A 17,517-nucleotide genomic window follows, 5' to 3' on the forward strand; every position below is an offset into this window, starting at 1 on the left:
AGCACGCCCCTCTGCCATCACCACTCCTCACTGTCTAGGTGTCATGAGGTCGCGGCGCCCGAGAGGCACTCCCCGCCTAGTGCCCCCGCCGGGTGCAGTTGGTATTAGGAGCGGGTCACACCCCCCCCCCCGCCTGCGGTGGGGGGGGTTGGGTGGGGGGCAGTACCGCTCGGCGACACGATGCAAGGTGGAGTTCCGGCTTTACGCCCCCCCACCCCCAACCCTTCCCCCCCCCAAGCGGGGGGGAGGGGACGCGGCTAACGATCGCCGGCCCACACCTTCGGCCTGCGCCTTGCTTAGAGCGGAGCGAGCGGTTGATATGGCGTAGCGACTGCGCGCAGGGAGACGGTTGATGGGGTATCGCGTCGCTGTCGGCAGGCAGTCTTACGTCTTCGCGGATCTCAAGGAGCTGATGGCGAAGGCGACGCCGCTGCGCTCGGGCGACCGGCTGGCCGGTCTCGCCGCCGGCAGCATGGAGGAGATGATGGCGGCAAAGATCGCGCTCGCCGATCTGCCGCTGCGCAGCTTCCTGCACGAGGCGCTGATCCCCTACGAGCAGGACGAGGTCACCCGCCTGATCGTCGATACGCATGACGCCGTCGCCTTCGCCCCCATCGCGTCCCTGACCGTCGGCGAATTCCGCGACTGGCTCTGCTCGGAGGCCGCGACGACGGAGGTCCTTGCCAGGCTCGCGCCGGGCGTCACACCGGAGATGGCGGCGGCCGTCTCCAAGCTGATGCGCAACCAGGACCTCATCCTCGTCGCGCGCAAATGCAGCGTCGTTACGCGCTTCCGCAACACGATCGGGCTGCCGGGCCGCCTCGCGGTGCGCATCCAGCCCAACCATCCCACCGACGATGCCGCCGGCATCCTCGCCTCGACCATCGACGGGCTGAGCTATGGCTGCGGCGACGCCGTCATCGGCATCAACCCGGCCTCCGATAGCACGCAGCGGATCGGCGAATTGCTGCGCCTTCTCGACGGCGTCATTGCCCGCTTCGACATCCCGACGCAGGCCTGCATCCTGACGCATGTCACCTCCTCGATCGCGCTGATCGAGCAGGGCGCGCCGGTCGATCTCGTCTTCCAGTCGGTCGCGGGGACGCAAGCAGCCAATGCCTCCTTCGGCGTCACGCTGTCCGTGCTTCAGGAGGGGCTGGAGGCCGGCCTGTCGCAGAAGCGCGGCACGGTCGGCGACAACTTGATGTATTTCGAGACCGGGCAGGGCGCGGCGCTCTCGGCCAACGCCCATCACGGCGTCGATCAGCAGACGCTGGAAGCGCGCGCCTATGCCGTCTGCAGGGCCTATCGGCCGCTGCTGGTCAACACGGTCGTCGGCTTCATCGGCCCGGAATATCTCTATGACGGCAAGCAGATCATCCGCGCCGGGCTGGAGGACCATTTCTGCGGCAAGCTGATGGGCGTGCCGATGGGTTGCGACATCTGCTACACCAACCATGCCGAGGCCGATCAGGACGACATGGACACGCTGCTCACGCTTCTGGGCACGGCCGGCGTCAACTTCATCATGGGCGTTCCCGGCGCCGACGACGTGATGCTGAACTACCAGTCCACCTCGTTCCACGACCAGCTCTATATCCGAGAGGTGCTGGGGCTGCGACGCGCGCCGGAGTTCGAGGACTGGCTGCGGCGCATGGACATCATCGACGTGGCCGGCCGCCTGAGCACGGGGCAGGGCGGGCAGGCCCTGCTGACGGCGATGCAGGACCGCGCGGCATGACCGGGCCGGACGAGCCGCAGCGGCCTGCGACCCGCTTCGCCGACCTCGCGCGGCTAACCCCAGCGCGGATCGCGCTCGGCCGCTCCGGCTCGTCCCTGCCGACGAGCGAGCTGCTGCGCTTCGGCCTCGCTCATGCGCAGGCCCGCGATGCCGTGCATGCAGCCTTCCGTCCCGAGCAGATTGCCGACGAACTCGCGACGCTCGGCCTGGAAACGCGGATGGCGCACAGCGCGGCGCACTCGCGCCAGGACTATCTGCGGAGGCCGGATCTCGGCCGCTGCCTCTCGCAGGAGAGCGAGGCGGCGCTGGCGGCAAGCCGTGGCAGCTTCGACATCGCCATCGTCGTCGCCGACGGCCTGTCCTCGACTGCCGTGCAGCAGAACGCGGCGCCGCTCATCGCTGCCCTGCTGCCCTTCCTCCAGCGCCAGAAGCTTACCCTGGCGCCCATCGTGATCGCGCAGCAGGCCCGCGTCGCGCTCGGCGACGAGGTCGCTGTCGCGCTGGGCGCGCGCATGGTCGTGGTGCTGATCGGCGAGCGCCCGGGCCTGTCCTCGCCCGATTCGCTGGGCGCCTATCTCACCTTCGCCCCGAGGCGGGGCCTGACCGACGCCGCGCGCAACTGCGTCTCGAACATCCGGCCCGGCGGTCTCGGCTTCCAGCACGCTGCCTTCAAGCTTGCCTGGTTGGTCGACCAGGGCTTCCGTCGCGGACTGACCGGCGTCGATCTGAAGGACGACAGCGACGCCGCGCTCGAAGCGGGAGAGGGGTCGGGCGTGCTTCCGGCGCTCTGATCGACACTCGTCGGGCCTTGATCCTCAGCCCAAAAAACCGCCGTCCGCCAGAAAAGCCGCTTCCTCCGCGCTCGTCTCGCGTCCGAGCAGGGCGTTGCGATGCGGAAAGCGGCCGAAGCGCCGGATGATCTCGCGATGGCCCTTTGCCGATTCCAGGGCGTCCCCGCCCAGGGGCGTGCTGAGCACGACCGACAGCTCCTGGTCCGCCATGTCTTCGGAATGGCAGAAGGGCAGGTGCAGGAACAGCCTGAGTTCGGGCTCGATCGCTTCACCCTGGCCCTTCGCCTGCGCCTGCCGAGCGAAAGACAGCGCAAGCGGATCGGTCGCGTACATATGCGCGGTGCCGCGGAAGCTGTTGCGCGGGAACTGGTCGAGCAGGATCGCGAGCGCGAGCGATCCCCGCGCCGAGCCGGCCCAATGATCGAGGTCCCGTCGTGCCGCCGCGAGGTGGAGCGGCATGAAGCGCTCGCGGAACAGAAGGTCGAAGGCGGCATCCTTCGTGAACCAGCGTTCCGGCCCGGCATCGCGCCAGAAATCGATCACCGTTTCCGCCTCGATGGCGGTTCCTTCCCGTGACCTGTCGGCGCTGCTGCGCTCCATATCCGCTTCTCCCTGCTGGCCTGCGCTTAACGGCGCGCGACGGTGTTGGTTCATTCCGGCTCCGGGCCCGCCTTTGATCCATGCAGGGCAGCCGGTCGGGATGGCGGTACGCCGCACTCGCGGCGCGGGCGATCCGCTGATATAGACCCGTTCCAAAGACGGGGGCTGGCACGGCCTCCAGGTTAGGTCGTTCGTCCATGCTCCTGAAAATCGGCACGCGCCGCAGCCCGCTCGCGATCGCGCAGACAAATTACATTGCCAGCCTGATCAAGGCGAAGCACCCGCAGGCGGAGTTCTCGCTGCATCCGATCGCGACGATCGCCGACAAGGACCGGGTCTCCGAATTCCACCAGTTCGGCATCATCGGCGTGTTCTCGACCGAGCATGAGGAGCAGCTGACCTCGGGCGAGGTCGACATCGTCGTCCATTCGCTGAAGGACCTGCCGACCACGCTGCGCAAAGGACTGGTGCTCGCCGCCGTGCCCGAGCGCGCCGATGCGCGCGACGTGCTCTGCGGCGCGACGCTGGCAGACCTGCCGCAAGGCGCCCGCGTCGGCACCGGTTCGCTGCGCCGGCGCTCGCAGATGCTCAGCCTGCGGCCTGATGTCGAGATCGTGCCGATCCGCGGCAATGTCGGGCCGCGCCTGGCGAAGATCAACGGCGATGACGGGCTCGACGCGGTGATCCTGGCGCAGGCCGGGCTGCAGCGCCTCGGTCTCGAGGGCGCCACCTCCGAGTTGCTCGATCCCATGCTGTTCCCCTATGCGATCGGGCAGGGCGCGCTGGGTGTCCAGGCGCGCGACGACAACCCGGCGATCCTTGCCATGCTCAAGGACATCGAGGACCCCAAGGCGCGCGCCGAGGTCGATTGCGAACGTGCCATGCTGCATGCGCTGGGCGCCGGCTGCAGCCTTCCGGTGGGCGCGAGCGCGACCTGGCGGGGCGACCGGCTCTTCCTGCACGCGCAGATCACTTCGTATGATGGCGCCAAGCGCATCACCGCCAGCGACGATCGCGCGGGCGGCGAGGCCGTCGAACTCGGCCTCGCCACGGCCGAAGCCTTGCGGCTCGCTGGCGGCGTCGACGTGCTGGAAGCGTCGTATCGCAGCATCGGCGCCCATTTCAAATATGTCGGCGCCTGAAGCGCAGCGTAAAGAGGTCGCAGCCCGGTTCACTTGATCGGGCAGGCGGCCCGGTCTCAGATAGCGGCATGAAGAGGCCGCCGCAGAAGCCCTCGAAATCGTTGAAAGCCGGATCCCCTCCGGAAGAGAACTGTTTTGACTTTGTCAGCCAGGATGCCGGTAAAACGCAGTCTTGGCTTGTCGAACTGCTGCGGCGGGACCTCGTACTCGAGCCTTTGCGGTCCCACGGTTTCGAGGCGCGCCTGACAGGGCGCTGCCTTGCTTCAGCGAACCTTGTGCAGGCCGAGTATCCCTTCGGCATGCGGTTGCGGCGCGACAGGGCTCACGACAACCTGACCATCCGCATGGTTTCTGCCGGCGGCACGCTCTATTCCGTCGGCCGGGAAACGCTCGCCGCTGCGCCCGGCCAGGGGCTGATCCTCAACACGGCATTGGCCGACAGCGGCGAATATGCGGAAGGCAGCGTCCATTCGACCTTCACGCTTCATAGCGAGGACGTCATACGGACATTGCAATCAGCCTTCGAGCGCCCGGTGACGAAACGGCTGGATTTTTCGGTGGGTTTCGATGGCCGGTCCGGCACCGGGGCCACCCTGGCGACTATCATGGCGGCGATCGAGGCGGGTTTCCAGGGCGACGCCCCGCTCGCGGACGCGCCGCATGCTGCCCGACGCTTGCGTGACGCCTTGATCATGCTGGTCCTCGAGAGCGTCCCGCATGCCCATTCGTCCTGGTTCGAACGGCAGGCGGCGGCACCGGCACCCTGGCAGATCCGCCGGGCGATCGAATTCATCGACGCGCACACCGCCGGCCCACTCACGGTCCAGGATGTCGCGGAGGCCGTCGGCATCGGACTGCGCTCGCTCCAGGAAGGCTTCCGCCGCCACAAGCAGATGTCGCCGCATGATTACATCAAGCTCGCGCGGCTGGCCGGCGCCAGGGCCACGCTTCTGGATCCGACATCGACGCTCTCCATCGAGTGCGTCGCGCGGCATTGGGGCTTCGTCAATCGCGGCCATTTTGCCCTCGAATATCGCGAGGCCTTCGGTGAGCAGCCCTCACAGACGCGCAGTCGTCGCTGAGACGCGATTACCTGCACGGTGATCCCAAAATGAGCAGCGGTTCCCCTACGGGAACCGTATCACTTTGTTATGGTTAACGAAAAACAACCGCTTTCCACCTGACCGACTCCCGAAGCGCAGCGACGACTCCAAAAACGCAGCGGCGTCTACAATAGATTAAAATAAAACACCGTTACTTTAAGTGAATTATAAACACCTTTAACTGTATATTTTTGTAAGTAAGCCGGCGATAAGGGCGTGAATTCGGGGGCGCGCGGTGACGATGGCAAGAAACAACGAAATCAAGTCCAATAAGTTCCAGTGTGTCGCGGATTCGACAATCCGAAACGCGAAGCCGATGGCGGTATCTCTCGGTGAACTGATGAACTCGGGGCATGGAATTGAGATCGACTGCTCGGCTGTCGAGCAGGCCGACATCACCTTCGTCCAGACTCTCGTCAGCGCACAGCGCAGCTTTGCTTCGCGCGATCTTCCGTTCGTGCTGGCGCGGATGAGCGACATCGCAACCTCCACTTTCCAGCGTGCCGGGGTGGCGCAGCCCGGCATGGCGTCTTCCGAACCATCCAGGGACTGATCATGGCCAGCATTCTCACCGTCGACGATTCTCCGAGCGTCAGGCAGATGATCAAGCTCGTGCTGGGACCGGCGGGGCACAACGTCGTCGAGGCCGGCGACGGCTCGGAAGGCCTCGCCAAGGCCAAGGCGCAGACCTTCGATCTCGTCATCACCGATCTCAACATGCCCGTGATGAACGGCATGCAGATGATCAAGGCCTTGCGCGCGCTGCCCGCCTTCATGGGTGTGCCGATCGTCTTCCTGACCACCGAATCCGACGATGCCGTCAAGCAGGAGGCCAAGGCAGCCGGCGCGACGGGCTGGATCACCAAGCCGTTCAAGCCCGAGCAGCTGCTCGCCGTTGTCGCCAAACTCGTGAGGACCTGATGGAACTCGACCCGACGGAAACATTCCGGCAGGAAGCCGCCGAGCTGCTGGACTCGCTCGAAACGGTGCTGCTCGACCTCGGCCAGACGCCGCAGGACCGTGACCTGATCGATGCCGCCTTCCGGGCGCTGCACACGATCAAGGGGTCCGGCGCCATGTTCGGCTTCGACAAGGTCGCAGCCTTCACCCATGATTTCGAGACGGCCTTCGATCTGATCCGCAAGGGCAAGATCGATGCGAACCACGACATTGTCACGGTGTCGCTCTCGGCCCGCGACTATATCCGCACGCTGATCGAGGACCCCGATTCCACCGACCCGATCATCGGCGAGGCGATCGTCGAGGAACTCCAGCGCCTGATCGGCGGCGGCTCCGCCCCGGCGACGGGCCTGGCCCCCGTTGGCGAGCCCGAAGCCGCCGACGGGTCTTCAGCGGAAGAGCCGGCCCAGGCCGGCTGGTCGATCGAGATCGCATTCGAGTCCGACATCCTGCGCAACGGCACGAACCCTCTCGTACTGCTCGACGATCTGCGTGCGCTCGGCCCCTGTGCCGTCGAAGCCGATCTCGACAATGTTCCGGAGCTCGGCGCGCTCGATCCCGAGAGCTGCCAGATCGCCTGGAAGGTCACGCTGCACAGCAGCTGCTCGAAGGACGAGATCGAGGACGTCTTCATGTTCGTGCGCGACGAGATGAAGCTCGCCATCGCGCCGCTCCCGGGCGGGACTGCCCCGCTCTACCCGGAACTCGACATGTCGATGCCGGATGCCGTGGAGGAGGCGCCCCCGCGCGTTGCCGCAGCCGAAAAGCCCGCGGCGGTGAAATCCCGCCCCGAGGCTTCGCCCGCTGCTTCGTCCGCCCCCGAAAAGGCCGAACTCGGCCGCCGGGCCGAAGACAAGGGCACCACCGTCCGCGTCCAGGCCGAGCGCCTCGACGAATTGATGGACCGGGTCGGCGAACTCGTCATCGCCCAGGCCCGCCTCAGCCAGATCGCCCATTCCGGGACCGATCTCGCGATCAAGGCGATCGCGGAGGAAATCGAGCGTCTCGCCTCTGGGTTGCGCGACACGACCATGGGCGTCCGCATGGTGCCGATGGGGTCGATCTTCGGCCGCTTCCGCCGCCTCGTTCACGACCTTTCGCGCGATCTCGGCAAGCCGGTCGACTTCGTGACGGTCGGCGAAGAGACCGAGATGGACAAGACCATGATCGAGCGTCTCGCCGATCCGCTGGTTCATCTGATCCGCAACGCCATCGACCACGGCATCGAGAATGCTGGGGATCGCGCCACGACCTCCAAATCCGCGACCGGCCGCATCGAGCTCTCGGCGCGCTATGTCGGCGCGCAAGTGCTGGTCACGGTCCAGGACGACGGCGCCGGGCTCAACACCGCCCGCATCCGCGCCAAGGCCGAGGAAAACGGGCTGATCCCTCCCGGGGCCAATCTCAGCGAACACGACATCCATCAGTTCCTGTTCCATCCGGGCTTCTCGACCGCCAAGACCATCTCGGCCTTGTCGGGTCGCGGCGTCGGCATGGACGTGGTCAAGCGCACCATCGAGGCGATGCGCGGCACCATCGACCTGACCACGATCCCCGGACACGGCTCCTCGGTGACGCTGCGCCTGCCGCTGACGCTGGCGATCATCGACGGCCTGCTGATCCGGGTCGGCGAAGCCCGCTACATCATCCCGCTCTCGGCGGTCGAGGAGTGCATCGAGCTGACCGCGGAGGCGGAAGCCCGCGCCAAGGGGCGCAGCTTCCTCAATGTCCGCGGCGATCTCGTGCCCTTCCTGCGCCTGCGAGACGTCTTCGATGCGGAAGGACAGCCTGACCCGCATCAGAAGGTCATCGTGACCTCGATCGGCGATACCCGCGTCGGGCTCGTCGTCGACCAGATCATCGGCAGCCACCAGACGGTGATCAAGTCGCTGTCCAAGCTGCATTCGGACGTCACCATGTTCTCGGGTGCGACCATCCTGGGCGATGGCACGGCAGCGCTGATCATGGACGTCGCCCAGCTCGTGACGCTCGGCCAGTCCCGCGCCGAGAGCGACAGAACCCCGGAGGCCGCGTGATGAGCCAGGCTCAGATGCAAACAACCCCGCAGGCGGGCGCCATCGGCCTGCCGCAGGCAACCGAAACCCGCCTGCAGGTGCTGATGGTCGGGCTGGGCAACGAGATCTTCGCCGTCGAGACCGACATGGTCCGCGAGATCATCGACCCTGTTCCGGTGACGCGCGTGGCCGGCGCCCGCGCCTTCCTGCCGGCGCTGGTCAATGTCCGCGGCAACGTCATCCCGCTGGCGGATCTGCGCATCCGCTTCGGCATGCCGAAGACGCAAGCGACCGCCGACACCCGCATCGTCGTGATCGAGGTCGATATCGACGGTGATCCGGTCACCCTCGGGCTCCTTGCCGACAAGGTCTACGAAGTCACCGAAATCTCGACGCGGCAGATGCAACAGACGCCGCGCCTCGGCAGCCATTGGCGGCCGGAGTTCATCCGCTTCATCACCAAGTGGAACGATGAATTCGTCATCGTGCCGGACATGTCCAGGATCCTGGACTGAGCTTTTCTGTAAGTTGGGGGCAACGAAGATGCGTTTTACGATCAAGGCCAAGCTCAGCTTGGCATTCGGGATTATTATTCTCCTCTTTGCTGCAGCGGGTTATCTCTCGATCAACAGCCTGTCGAGCTCGAACGACCGCATGCAGGCCTTTGCGAGCAAGCCATTCATTCAGGTCCAGCGCGTCATGGAGATGGAGAAGATCGGCTACGATGCTGCTCGAATGATCGCGCGTTCGTTGGCGGAGTCGACCACGGAAGCTCGCTTGAAGCTGCAGAAGGATTTCAAAGTCACCGACGCGCAGTTGCGCGGGGTGTTGAAGGACTATGGCTCTCAGGTTGAGCCAGCAGCGCAGGACCGGGTCCGCAAGCTTGAAATGGCCTGGAATCAGCTGACGGCAGCAGGCACCCAGGCACTCGATCTGGTGGTGCAGAACACAGCCAACGCCGCCAGCGACATTGCGACGGGTGAAACCCGCAAGCTCGGCGGTGAACTGGAAGCCAAGATCAATGCGCTGCAGGCGCACGGCGATGTCAGCGAAGCGGTGGCGAAAGCCACGACGGCTTTCGCCCTGAACGTCGCCTATCTGCGTCGTGATCTCTACGCCGCAATCGTGATTACTGACGACGAGCAGCTGAAGGGAGCCGAAGAGGCGTTCCAGACGCGGTTGAAGCGGACCGCCGACGAACAGGCACAGATCGTTGCCGCGAGCGCCGGTACAGCTTACGCGGCGGATGCCAATTCGGTTGCGGTGGCGTTCCGCGCCTTCGAAGCCTCAGTTCGGAAGGCCGTAGCCCTCGGCGTCGCCAACACGGATGCCAAGGCGCTCGTTCTTTACCGCGGTCCGTTCACGGTCGCCCGAGGCGCGCTGAATGCAGAGGTCGAGGCCATTAAGGCGCAGGAGACGCGGGTCGCCAACAGTTTCGTCAAGGAGACCGAGAGCGCCTATGAGTCGACCCGCACCATGCTGCTCGGCCTCGTCGCCGCCGCGCTGGTGATCAGCGTCGGCATGGCGCTGTGGATGGCGCTGTCGATCTCAAAGGGTCTGTCGGGTGCGCTCAGCGTCGCCAACGACATCTCCCAGGGCGACCTGACCAAGGATGTCGCCATCTCCGGCCGCGACGAGATCACCGATCTCCAGCGCGCCTTCCAGGCGATGGTGGAGAAGCTGCGCGACGTCGTCGGCCAAGTCAACACGGCAGCCGAGAACATGTCGTCCGGCTCGCAGGAACTCTCGGCCAGCGCCGAGCAGCTCTCGCAGGGCTCGACCGAGCAGGCCTCGTCGACGGAGGAAGCGTCTTCCTCGATGGAGGAAATGGCGGCCAATGTGAAGCAGAACGCCGAGAACGCCCAGACCACGGAGAAGATGGCCGGCCAGTCCGCGCTGGACGCCGAAGCCTCGGGCATCGCGGTCGGCAAGGCGGTCGACGCCATGCAGACCATCGCCCAGAAAATCAACATCGTGCAGGAGATCGCTCGCCAGACCGACCTTCTGGCCCTGAACGCGGCGGTCGAGGCCGCCCGTGCGGGCGAACACGGCAAGGGCTTCGCGGTGGTGGCGTCCGAGGTGCGCAAGCTCGCCGAGCGCAGCCAGGCAGCCGCAGCCGAAATCGGCACGCTCTCGGTCGACACGGTGAAGGTCGCCCAGGAGGCTGGCGCGATGCTGGCCAAGCTGGTGCCCGACATCAAGAAGACCGCCGAACTGGTCGAGGAGATCACCGCCGCCTGCCGCGAGCAGGATGTCGGCTCCAGCCAGATCAACCAGGCGATCCAGCAGCTCGACAAGGTCACGCAGCAGAACGCGGCGGCCTCCGAGGAGGTCTCCGCCACCTCCGAGGAACTCGCCGCCCAGGCCGAGCAGCTCCAGACCACCATTGCCTTCTTCAAGACCGACGACCGCGGTTCGGCGACCGACCGCGCGGTCGGCCAGCTCAAGGCCAAGGCCAAGCAGATGAAGGCCGCCTCGGCGCCTCGCAAGGCGACGCCCGCTCCCCGTTCGGGGAAGGCCCCGAAGGGCGGCGGTTTCGCCTTCGATCTCGACGAGGCTGGTGACGAACGCGACGCCGCCTTCAGCCGCGCGTCCTGACGAGACACGGAGCCTCCGCCACGGCGGAGGCTCCGGACCATGCCGGGCCTGCCCTTGCGGAATGTCCCAACAACCTATCTAGCTGGAAAGAAACAAAAAATGTCGTTCTTCGTTAGACTGAAAAAGAGCTCCAGGACGAAGACGGCTCTCGATGAAATCAACCGCATCAAGAGCGCATTCGCAGATGGAAAACTGTCCGCGCGAGCAAATCTGGGGGACGCGACTGGAGGCGCCCTAGAAATCTTGTCTGCCGTTAACGAGTTACTCGAAACCGCAACGCGCCCGGCAATTTCACTCGGCGACGCCATAAGCCATATGTCGTCGGAGCACGACAAGGGCGATATCGACGTATGCGTTCCCGCGGACCGGTTTCAGGGCGATTTTGCCCTGATGGCGCAGGACATCAACGGCATGGTGGCCAGCCACATCGCCGTGAAGAAGAAGGCCATGGCCTGTATCAAAGCCTTCGGCGAGGGTGATTTCAGCGCGCCGCTGGAGCAGCTCCCCGGCAAGAAAGCCTTCATCAACGAGACGATCGAGACGCTGAGAGCCAATCTCAAGGGTCTGATTTCGGAAATGGATCGCATGTCGTCGGAGCACGACAAGGGCGATATCGATGTGTTCGTTCCCACCGACCGCTTTCAGGGCGACTTTGCCCTGATGGCGCAGGGCATCAACGACATGGTGGCCGGCCACATCGCCGTGAAGAAGAAAGCCATGGCCTGTATCAAGGCGTTCGGCGAAGGTGATTTCAACGCGCCTCTGGAGCAATTCCCTGGCAAGAAGGCCTTCATCAACGAGACGATCGAGACGCTGAGAGGCAACCTCCGTTCGATCATCACCGAAGTCCAGCGCCTGATCTCGGCTTCCACCGCCGGCCGGCTGAGCGAAAGGGGCGAAGCCAATCAGTACGTTGGTAATTTCGCCGAGTTGGTGCTCGGGATCAACAGCATGCTCGATGCCATCATCCTGCCCATCGCGGAAGGCAACCGCGTGCTCAGGTGTGTCAGCGTCGGTGATTTGACACAACGTGTCGAAATCGAATGCGAAGGCGATCACCAGCGCATGAAGGACGCGATCAATGCCTTGGTCGACAGCCTGACGAAATTCGCGGTCGATGTGGAGGACGCTGCAAGCAAGGTCGCCAGCGGCTCGCAGGAGCTGTCGGCAAGCGCCGAGCAGCTCTCGCAAGGCTCGACTGAGCAGGCCTCGGCGACCGAGGAGGCCTCGTCCTCGATGGAGGAGATGGCGGCCAATGTGAAGCAGAACGCCGAGAACGCCTCAACGACCGAGAAGATGGCTGGCCAGTCGGCCAAGGACGCCGAGGCCTCCGGCATCGCGGTCGGCAAGGCGGTCGACGCCATGCAGACCATCGCCGCCAAGATCAACATCGTTCAGGAGATCGCGCGTCAGACGGATCTTCTGGCCCTGAACGCGGCGGTCGAGGCCGCCCGAGCCGGCGAGCACGGCAGGGGCTTCGCGGTGGTGGCCTCCGAGGTGCGCAAGCTCGCCGAGCGCAGCCAGGCGGCCGCAGCCGAAATCGGTACGCTCTCGGTCGACACGGTGAAGGTTGCCCAGGAGGCTGGCGCAATGCTGGCCAAGCTGGTGCCCGACATCAAGAAGACGGCTGAACTGGTCGAGGAGATCACCGCCGCTTGCCGCGAGCAGGATGTCGGCTCCAGCCAGATCAACCAGGCGATCCAACAGCTCGACAAGGTCACGCAGCAGAACGCGGCGGCCTCCGAGGAGGTCTCCGCCACCTCCGAGCAGCTCGCAGCCCAGGCCGAGCAGCTCCAGGCCACCACCGCCTTCTTCCGCCTGGACAACCAGACTGCGGCTCGGCCCGCGGTCGTCGACCAGGCGGTCAAGCAACTGCGCGGCAAGGCCGCCAGCATGTCGGCGGCGATCACGCCGAAGAGGACGCCGGCCCGCTCCGCCAGGAAGGTCGCCAATGGCGGCTTCACCTTCGACATGAATGCCGGCGAAGACAACGACGACGCCGCCTTCCACCGCAATTGAGAGGCTCAAGCCCGGCTTCGTCATCGGCGGAGCCGGGCCGCTGGTCCCAGATTCTCACCGCGAGGTCACCATGGCTGATACCGCCCAATATCTGACGCTTGGCATCGACCAGGAGCTGTTCGGCATCGATATCCGCAACGTCCGGGAAATCCTCGACATGCGGCCCATTTCGAAGCTTCCGCATGCGCCGAATTTCCTGCTCGGCATGATCGATGTCCGCGGCGCCGGCTACCCGATCGTCGACCTGCGGACCAAGCTCGGCCTGGTCCGCGCCGAGCCGACGGAGGCCACCCGGATCATCATCCTCGACGTGCCGGTCAAGGGCCGTACGCTGGGCGTCGGCTTCGTCGCCGACCGCGTGTTCGAGGTCACCGGCCTCGACGACGACCAGACCGAGGCAGCCCCCGATGTCGGCGGCCGCTGGCAGTCGAACTACATTGCCGGCATCGGCCGCAAGGGCGAGTCCTTCATCGTCGTCTTCGATCTCGAACGCCTGATGGAAACGGACGATCTGCCCGCCTTCGCCGGCGCGCCGGCAGAAGAGGCAGCCTGATCTAATGGCGCAGCCTCAAACGGACGCGTTCGACCGCCTGAACGATAGACACTTCACCGCGATCGCGCAGGTTATCGAGACGCGCGTCGGCATCAAGCTGCCGAAGACGAAACAGACCATGGTCGAGGGGCGCCTGCGCAAGCGCGTGCGCGCTCTCGGTCTGGCAGACCTCACGGCCTATGGTGACCTACTTTTCAAGAAGGATGGCCTGAACGCGGAGCTTGTCCATCTGATCGACTGCGTCACCACGAACAAGACGGATTTCTTCCGCGAGCCGAGCCATTTCGAGTTCCTGCGCGATGTGGCGGTGCCGCAGCTTGCACGCCGGCGCGGCGAGCGGCAGCTCAATCTCAAGATCTGGAGCGCCGCCTGCTCGACGGGGGCGGAGGCCTACACGGCGGCGATGGTGCTGCAGGATCTTGTCAATGCCGGCACGCCGCTGCGCTTCTCGATCCTGGGGACGGATATCTCGACCGAGGTGGTGCGCGATGCGCGCGCGGCGATCTATCCGCGCGACTTCGTCGCTCCGGTGCCGGCGGCGATGCAGCAGCGTTACCTGATGCGCGCCAGGAACCCACGCGATACGGTCGTCAGGATCACGCCTGAGCTGCGCCGGACCGTTCATTTCGAGCGGCTCAACCTGATGGACGAGAGCTACCCCTTCGACCGCGACGTCGATGTGATTTTCTGTCGCAACGTGCTGATCTATTTCGACAAGCCGACGCAGCTGGCCGTGATTTCCAGGCTCGCGTCCCATCTGCGTCCCGGGGGGTATCTCATGCTCGGCCATTCGGAATCGATGGCCGGCAGCGGCATCGATGGGCTGAACTCGGTCGCCCCCACCATCTATCAGGCCAGCCAGGCCGGCCAGGCCGCCGGCAGGAGGACCGCCGCATGAACCGCAAGCCCATCCGCGTCCTCATCGTCGACGACTCTGCCTCAGTTCGTCAGGTGATGAACGCGATCCTCGAAGAGGATCCCGGGATCGAGGTCATGGGCACTGCGGCGGATGCTTTCGCTGCCGCGCGCCGCCTGCAGAGCGAAATTCCCGATGTCATGATCCTCGATATCGAGATGCCCGGCATGGATGGGCTGACCTTCCTGCGCAAGATCATGGCGCAGCGACCGATCCCCGTCATCATCTGCTCGACCCTGACCGAGGCGGGATCGCGGGCGCTCTTCGATGCGCTGGAGGCCGGCGCCGTCGATGTCTTGCCCAAGCCGCGCATCGATACGCGCACGGCTCTGATGGAGACCGCGGACCGCCTGCGCCAGGCCGTCCGAGCCGCTGCCCAGGCCAAGCTGCGTCCGCGCGAACCGCGCCTGCAAGTCGAGAAGAAGCTGACGGCCGACGCCATCCTGCCGCCGCCGGTGCTGGGGCGCGTGCGGCATGCCACGGACAAGATCGTCTGCATCGGCATCTCGACCGGCGGAACCGAAACCCTGCGCGAGGTTCTGGAACAGTTGCCGGCGGATTGTCCCGGCATCGCGATCGTCCAGCACATGCCGGAGAAGTTCACGCTGGCCTTCGCGAGGCGGCTGAACAGCATCTGTGCGATGGAGATCAAGGAGGCGGAGGATGGGGACGAGGTCACCACCGGCCGCGTCCTGATCGCTCCGGGCAACCGTCACATGCTGCTGCAGCGTGTCGGCCAGCAATACCGCGTCGCGATCAAGGACGGTCCGCATGTCTCGCGCCACCGGCCCTCGGTCGATGTGCTGTTCCGCTCGGCGGCGCAATATGCCGGCGCCAACGCGCTGGGGATCATCATGACCGGCATGGGCGATGACGGCGCGCGCGGGCTGCTCGAGATGCGCAAGGCCGGCGCACGCACGCTGGCACAAGACGCCGAGAGCTGCGTCGTCTTCGGAATGCCCAAGGAGGCGATCGATCTCGGCGCGGCCGAACGGATCGTCAAGCTATCTCGTGTACCGCAGGAGATCATGGCGTGGCCGCAGGCGACGTCTGCGTTGGGGGGCGGGAATGCGCGCGACGTTTGAAGTCGACAATGGCATCGGTGGCGCGGCGACCGGCGTAGGCGATCCGGGATTGGCGAGGCTGGTCGCGGCACTCGAAGGCAGTGCCCGCGAGATCGACGTCACCTTTGCCCGGGCCGGCAGCCAGCTCGGTGAAGGCCTGAGCCTGTTCGAGGGCCTGAAGGAACGGCTTTCGACGCTCTCGGCGGAACTGTCCGGGACCGAGATCGCGGATGCGGGCAAGTCCCTTTCGGGTTTGGCGGGGGAGTTGCGCGCGATCAATGACGGGCTGCGCGACGAGACCGGCGTGCTGCAGGAACTCACGACCCACAGCAAGGCGGCGTCTCTGGCTCTCGATCGCCTGCTGGAGCATATGCGGCTGATCACCATTCTCGCCCGGAGCGCCCGGATCGAGGCCGTCTCGGTGCAGGCGGCAGGCCGCGATTTCGGCGACTTCACCAGCGAGATCGTCGCGTTGACGACGCAGGCCCAGCACACCATCCAGAGTTGCGCCCGAGACCACGACCATCTGAGTGCCCTGCTCGGCTCGGCGCTGTCGGCCCAGCGCGACTTCGAGGGGCGCTATGGCCATGCATTGTCGGGACTGGCCGACAATCTCGAACAAACCCTTGCCGAGGTGGCCGAGCGCCAGCGGCGCAGCGTCTCCCTGACAAGCGATGCCGCGGCCCATTCCGGCAAGATCGCGATGGCGGCCGGCGGCGCGATCATCGCCCTGCAATCGGGGGACAGCATCCGGCAGCGGCTGGAGCATGTCATCAAGGCGCTGCGTCTACTTGGCTCGCTCGACGGCACGTCGGGGCCGGGCGCTGATTTCGACGCGGTGGAGCGCGGCGCAGCCGGGCTCGTGCTGCGCAGGCTTCAGGCCGCGCAACTCGACGAGAGCGCGTTGACGCTCGCGCAGGACGCGGATGCGATCGAGTCCGCGCTCGCGCTGCTGGCCGGCGACACGGCTGGCCTGCTCGATCTCGTGCGCTCGCTCTATCAAGGCGATGGTGGCGGCAAGTCCGAGCGCAGCCAGTCGGGCTCCTTCCTGGCTGATCTCGAATCGGATCTGGCGCAGGCTTCCGATCTGCTGGGCAAGTGCGACCGCGCCCGTTCCGGTGTCGATCGCGTCACGTCGGCCCTCGCGACCGTGCTCGAAACCTGCCAGCAGACTGTCGCGGCACTCGCCGGCACGGTCTCCAGCATCGTCCTCATCGGCATGAATGCAGGTCTGCGCGCAGCACGCATCGGCACCGGCGGGCGCAGCCTCGTCGTCATCGCCCAGGAGCTGAAAGTCGCGGCCGATCAGGTCGCGACGGACGCCAACCATCTGACGCCGACCTTCGCGCGGATGCAGGAGGCCTCCGCCGGGCTGACGCGCGGCGGGCGCCTCGACGCTGCCCATTTCGCCGCTCTGGACGAAGCCATGCGCAGCTCCCTCTCGGCCATGCGCCAGACCGGCGACCGGCTCGGTGCGACACTGGGCCAGTTGACGCGTGAGGGCGGCGGCTTCAGTGCCGTGGTCGCGGATGCGCGGCTGTCCTTCTCCAATGCGGGCGCGATGAGCGACCTGATCGCCTCGGGCGCCGTCGAACTCGCGCGCGGGGCGGCCGATCAGGAGATGCCCTCGCGGGCCGATGTCGCCGAGCGCGTGCGCGGTCTCGTCGATGCTCACATCTGGCCGAACTATACTATGGTGGGCGAGCGGACGATCCATCAGGCTGTGATCGGATTGCTGTTGCCGGCGCAATCCGGAGCGGCTGCGCCCGTCGTCGTGCAGTCGACGGACAGCCTCGACGACTTCCTGTTCTGAGCGACAGGCACGTAACGCACCAGTCCGTCGAAGTGATTCGAAAAGCGGCCGCAGAGAACTGCAGCACCTCGATCTTGTGCGTCTGGTGCCGGCCTGTGTCGTTGCACGCCGTGCGTGCAAAGCGGCCGCATATCGCGGAACCTACGGTGGATCGTCAACCTTTGACGCAGGTTTCGATGCGCTGCGGATAGACATTCTCCTG

At 65.7% G+C, this 17,517-nt stretch carries 15 protein-coding genes; 14 read left to right on the forward strand and 1 reads right to left on the reverse strand.

Going from position 1 to position 17,517, the window contains the following annotated elements; genetic code table 11:
- Positions 1–352: 352 nt before the first annotated feature.
- A complete protein-coding gene (locus AE618_RS25990; RefSeq protein WP_054211964.1) occupies positions 353–1,741 on the forward strand; it encodes an ethanolamine ammonia-lyase subunit EutB in 1,389 nt (462 codons plus the stop codon).
- Complete coding sequence (gene eutC / locus AE618_RS25995; RefSeq protein WP_054211965.1) at positions 1,738–2,532, forward strand: ethanolamine ammonia-lyase subunit EutC; 795 nt, start codon at positions 1,738–1,740, stop codon at positions 2,530–2,532. Before AE618_RS25990 ends, eutC begins: the two co-directional genes overlap by 4 nt.
- A gap of 24 nt (positions 2,533–2,556) precedes the next feature.
- On the opposite strand, the gene AE618_RS26000 is transcribed toward eutC, so the two are convergent.
- The gene (locus tag AE618_RS26000; protein WP_054211966.1) at positions 2,557–3,132 is read right to left on the reverse strand and encodes a DUF924 family protein; all 576 of its coding nucleotides are present in this window, start codon (positions 3,130–3,132) and stop codon (positions 2,557–2,559) included.
- A gap of 197 nt (positions 3,133–3,329) precedes the next feature.
- Between AE618_RS26000 and hemC the strand changes: the two genes are divergently transcribed.
- From hemC to AE618_RS26060, 12 genes are all read left to right on the forward strand, one after another.
- The gene (hemC, locus tag AE618_RS26005; RefSeq protein ID WP_054211967.1) at positions 3,330–4,274 is read left to right on the forward strand and encodes a hydroxymethylbilane synthase; all 945 of its coding nucleotides are present in this window, start codon (positions 3,330–3,332) and stop codon (positions 4,272–4,274) included.
- A gap of 68 nt (positions 4,275–4,342) precedes the next feature.
- On the forward strand, positions 4,343–5,356 hold the full coding sequence (locus AE618_RS26010) for an AraC family transcriptional regulator (protein WP_082365596.1): 1,014 nt from the start codon (positions 4,343–4,345) through the stop codon (positions 5,354–5,356).
- Between the two features lie 262 nt (positions 5,357–5,618).
- The gene (locus AE618_RS26015) at positions 5,619–5,930 is read left to right on the forward strand and encodes an STAS domain-containing protein (RefSeq protein WP_082365597.1); all 312 of its coding nucleotides are present in this window, start codon (positions 5,619–5,621) and stop codon (positions 5,928–5,930) included.
- Between the two features lie 2 nt (positions 5,931–5,932).
- Positions 5,933–6,298: a response regulator gene (locus AE618_RS26020; RefSeq protein WP_054211970.1), complete on the forward strand. Its 366-nt coding sequence runs from the start codon at positions 5,933–5,935 to the stop codon at positions 6,296–6,298.
- Positions 6,295–8,373, forward strand: a complete 2,079-nt coding sequence (locus tag AE618_RS26025; protein ID WP_156330514.1) for a chemotaxis protein CheA — start codon at positions 6,295–6,297, stop codon at positions 8,371–8,373. The genes AE618_RS26020 and AE618_RS26025 overlap by 4 nt, the downstream gene beginning before the upstream one ends.
- Before the next feature lie 14 nt (positions 8,374–8,387).
- On the forward strand, positions 8,388–8,867 hold the full coding sequence (locus AE618_RS26030) for a chemotaxis protein CheW (protein WP_054212120.1): 480 nt from the start codon (positions 8,388–8,390) through the stop codon (positions 8,865–8,867).
- A gap of 28 nt (positions 8,868–8,895) precedes the next feature.
- Positions 8,896–10,950 (forward strand): methyl-accepting chemotaxis protein, encoded by a 2,055-nt coding sequence (locus tag AE618_RS26035; RefSeq protein WP_054211972.1) that lies wholly within the window; start codon positions 8,896–8,898, stop codon positions 10,948–10,950.
- A 39-nt stretch (positions 10,951–10,989) separates the two neighbouring features.
- The gene (locus tag AE618_RS26040; protein ID WP_248311029.1) at positions 10,990–12,969 is read left to right on the forward strand and encodes a methyl-accepting chemotaxis protein; all 1,980 of its coding nucleotides are present in this window, start codon (positions 10,990–10,992) and stop codon (positions 12,967–12,969) included.
- 70 nt (positions 12,970–13,039) lie between these two features.
- Complete coding sequence (locus AE618_RS26045; protein WP_054212121.1) at positions 13,040–13,522, forward strand: chemotaxis protein CheW; 483 nt, start codon at positions 13,040–13,042, stop codon at positions 13,520–13,522.
- Positions 13,523–13,526: 4 nt separating this feature from the next.
- Positions 13,527–14,420: a CheR family methyltransferase gene (locus tag AE618_RS26050; RefSeq protein ID WP_054211974.1), complete on the forward strand. Its 894-nt coding sequence runs from the start codon at positions 13,527–13,529 to the stop codon at positions 14,418–14,420.
- On the forward strand, positions 14,417–15,523 hold the full coding sequence (locus tag AE618_RS26055) for a protein-glutamate methylesterase/protein-glutamine glutaminase (protein ID WP_054211975.1): 1,107 nt from the start codon (positions 14,417–14,419) through the stop codon (positions 15,521–15,523). Before AE618_RS26050 ends, AE618_RS26055 begins: the two co-directional genes overlap by 4 nt.
- Positions 15,507–17,315, forward strand: a complete 1,809-nt coding sequence (locus AE618_RS26060; RefSeq protein ID WP_054211976.1) for a hypothetical protein — start codon at positions 15,507–15,509, stop codon at positions 17,313–17,315. Before AE618_RS26055 ends, AE618_RS26060 begins: the two co-directional genes overlap by 17 nt.
- Positions 17,316–17,517 lie beyond the last annotated feature (202 nt).

The organism is Allobosea vaviloviae (assembly GCF_001298265.1).
GTDB lineage: Bacteria > Pseudomonadota > Alphaproteobacteria > Rhizobiales > Beijerinckiaceae > Allobosea > Allobosea vaviloviae_B.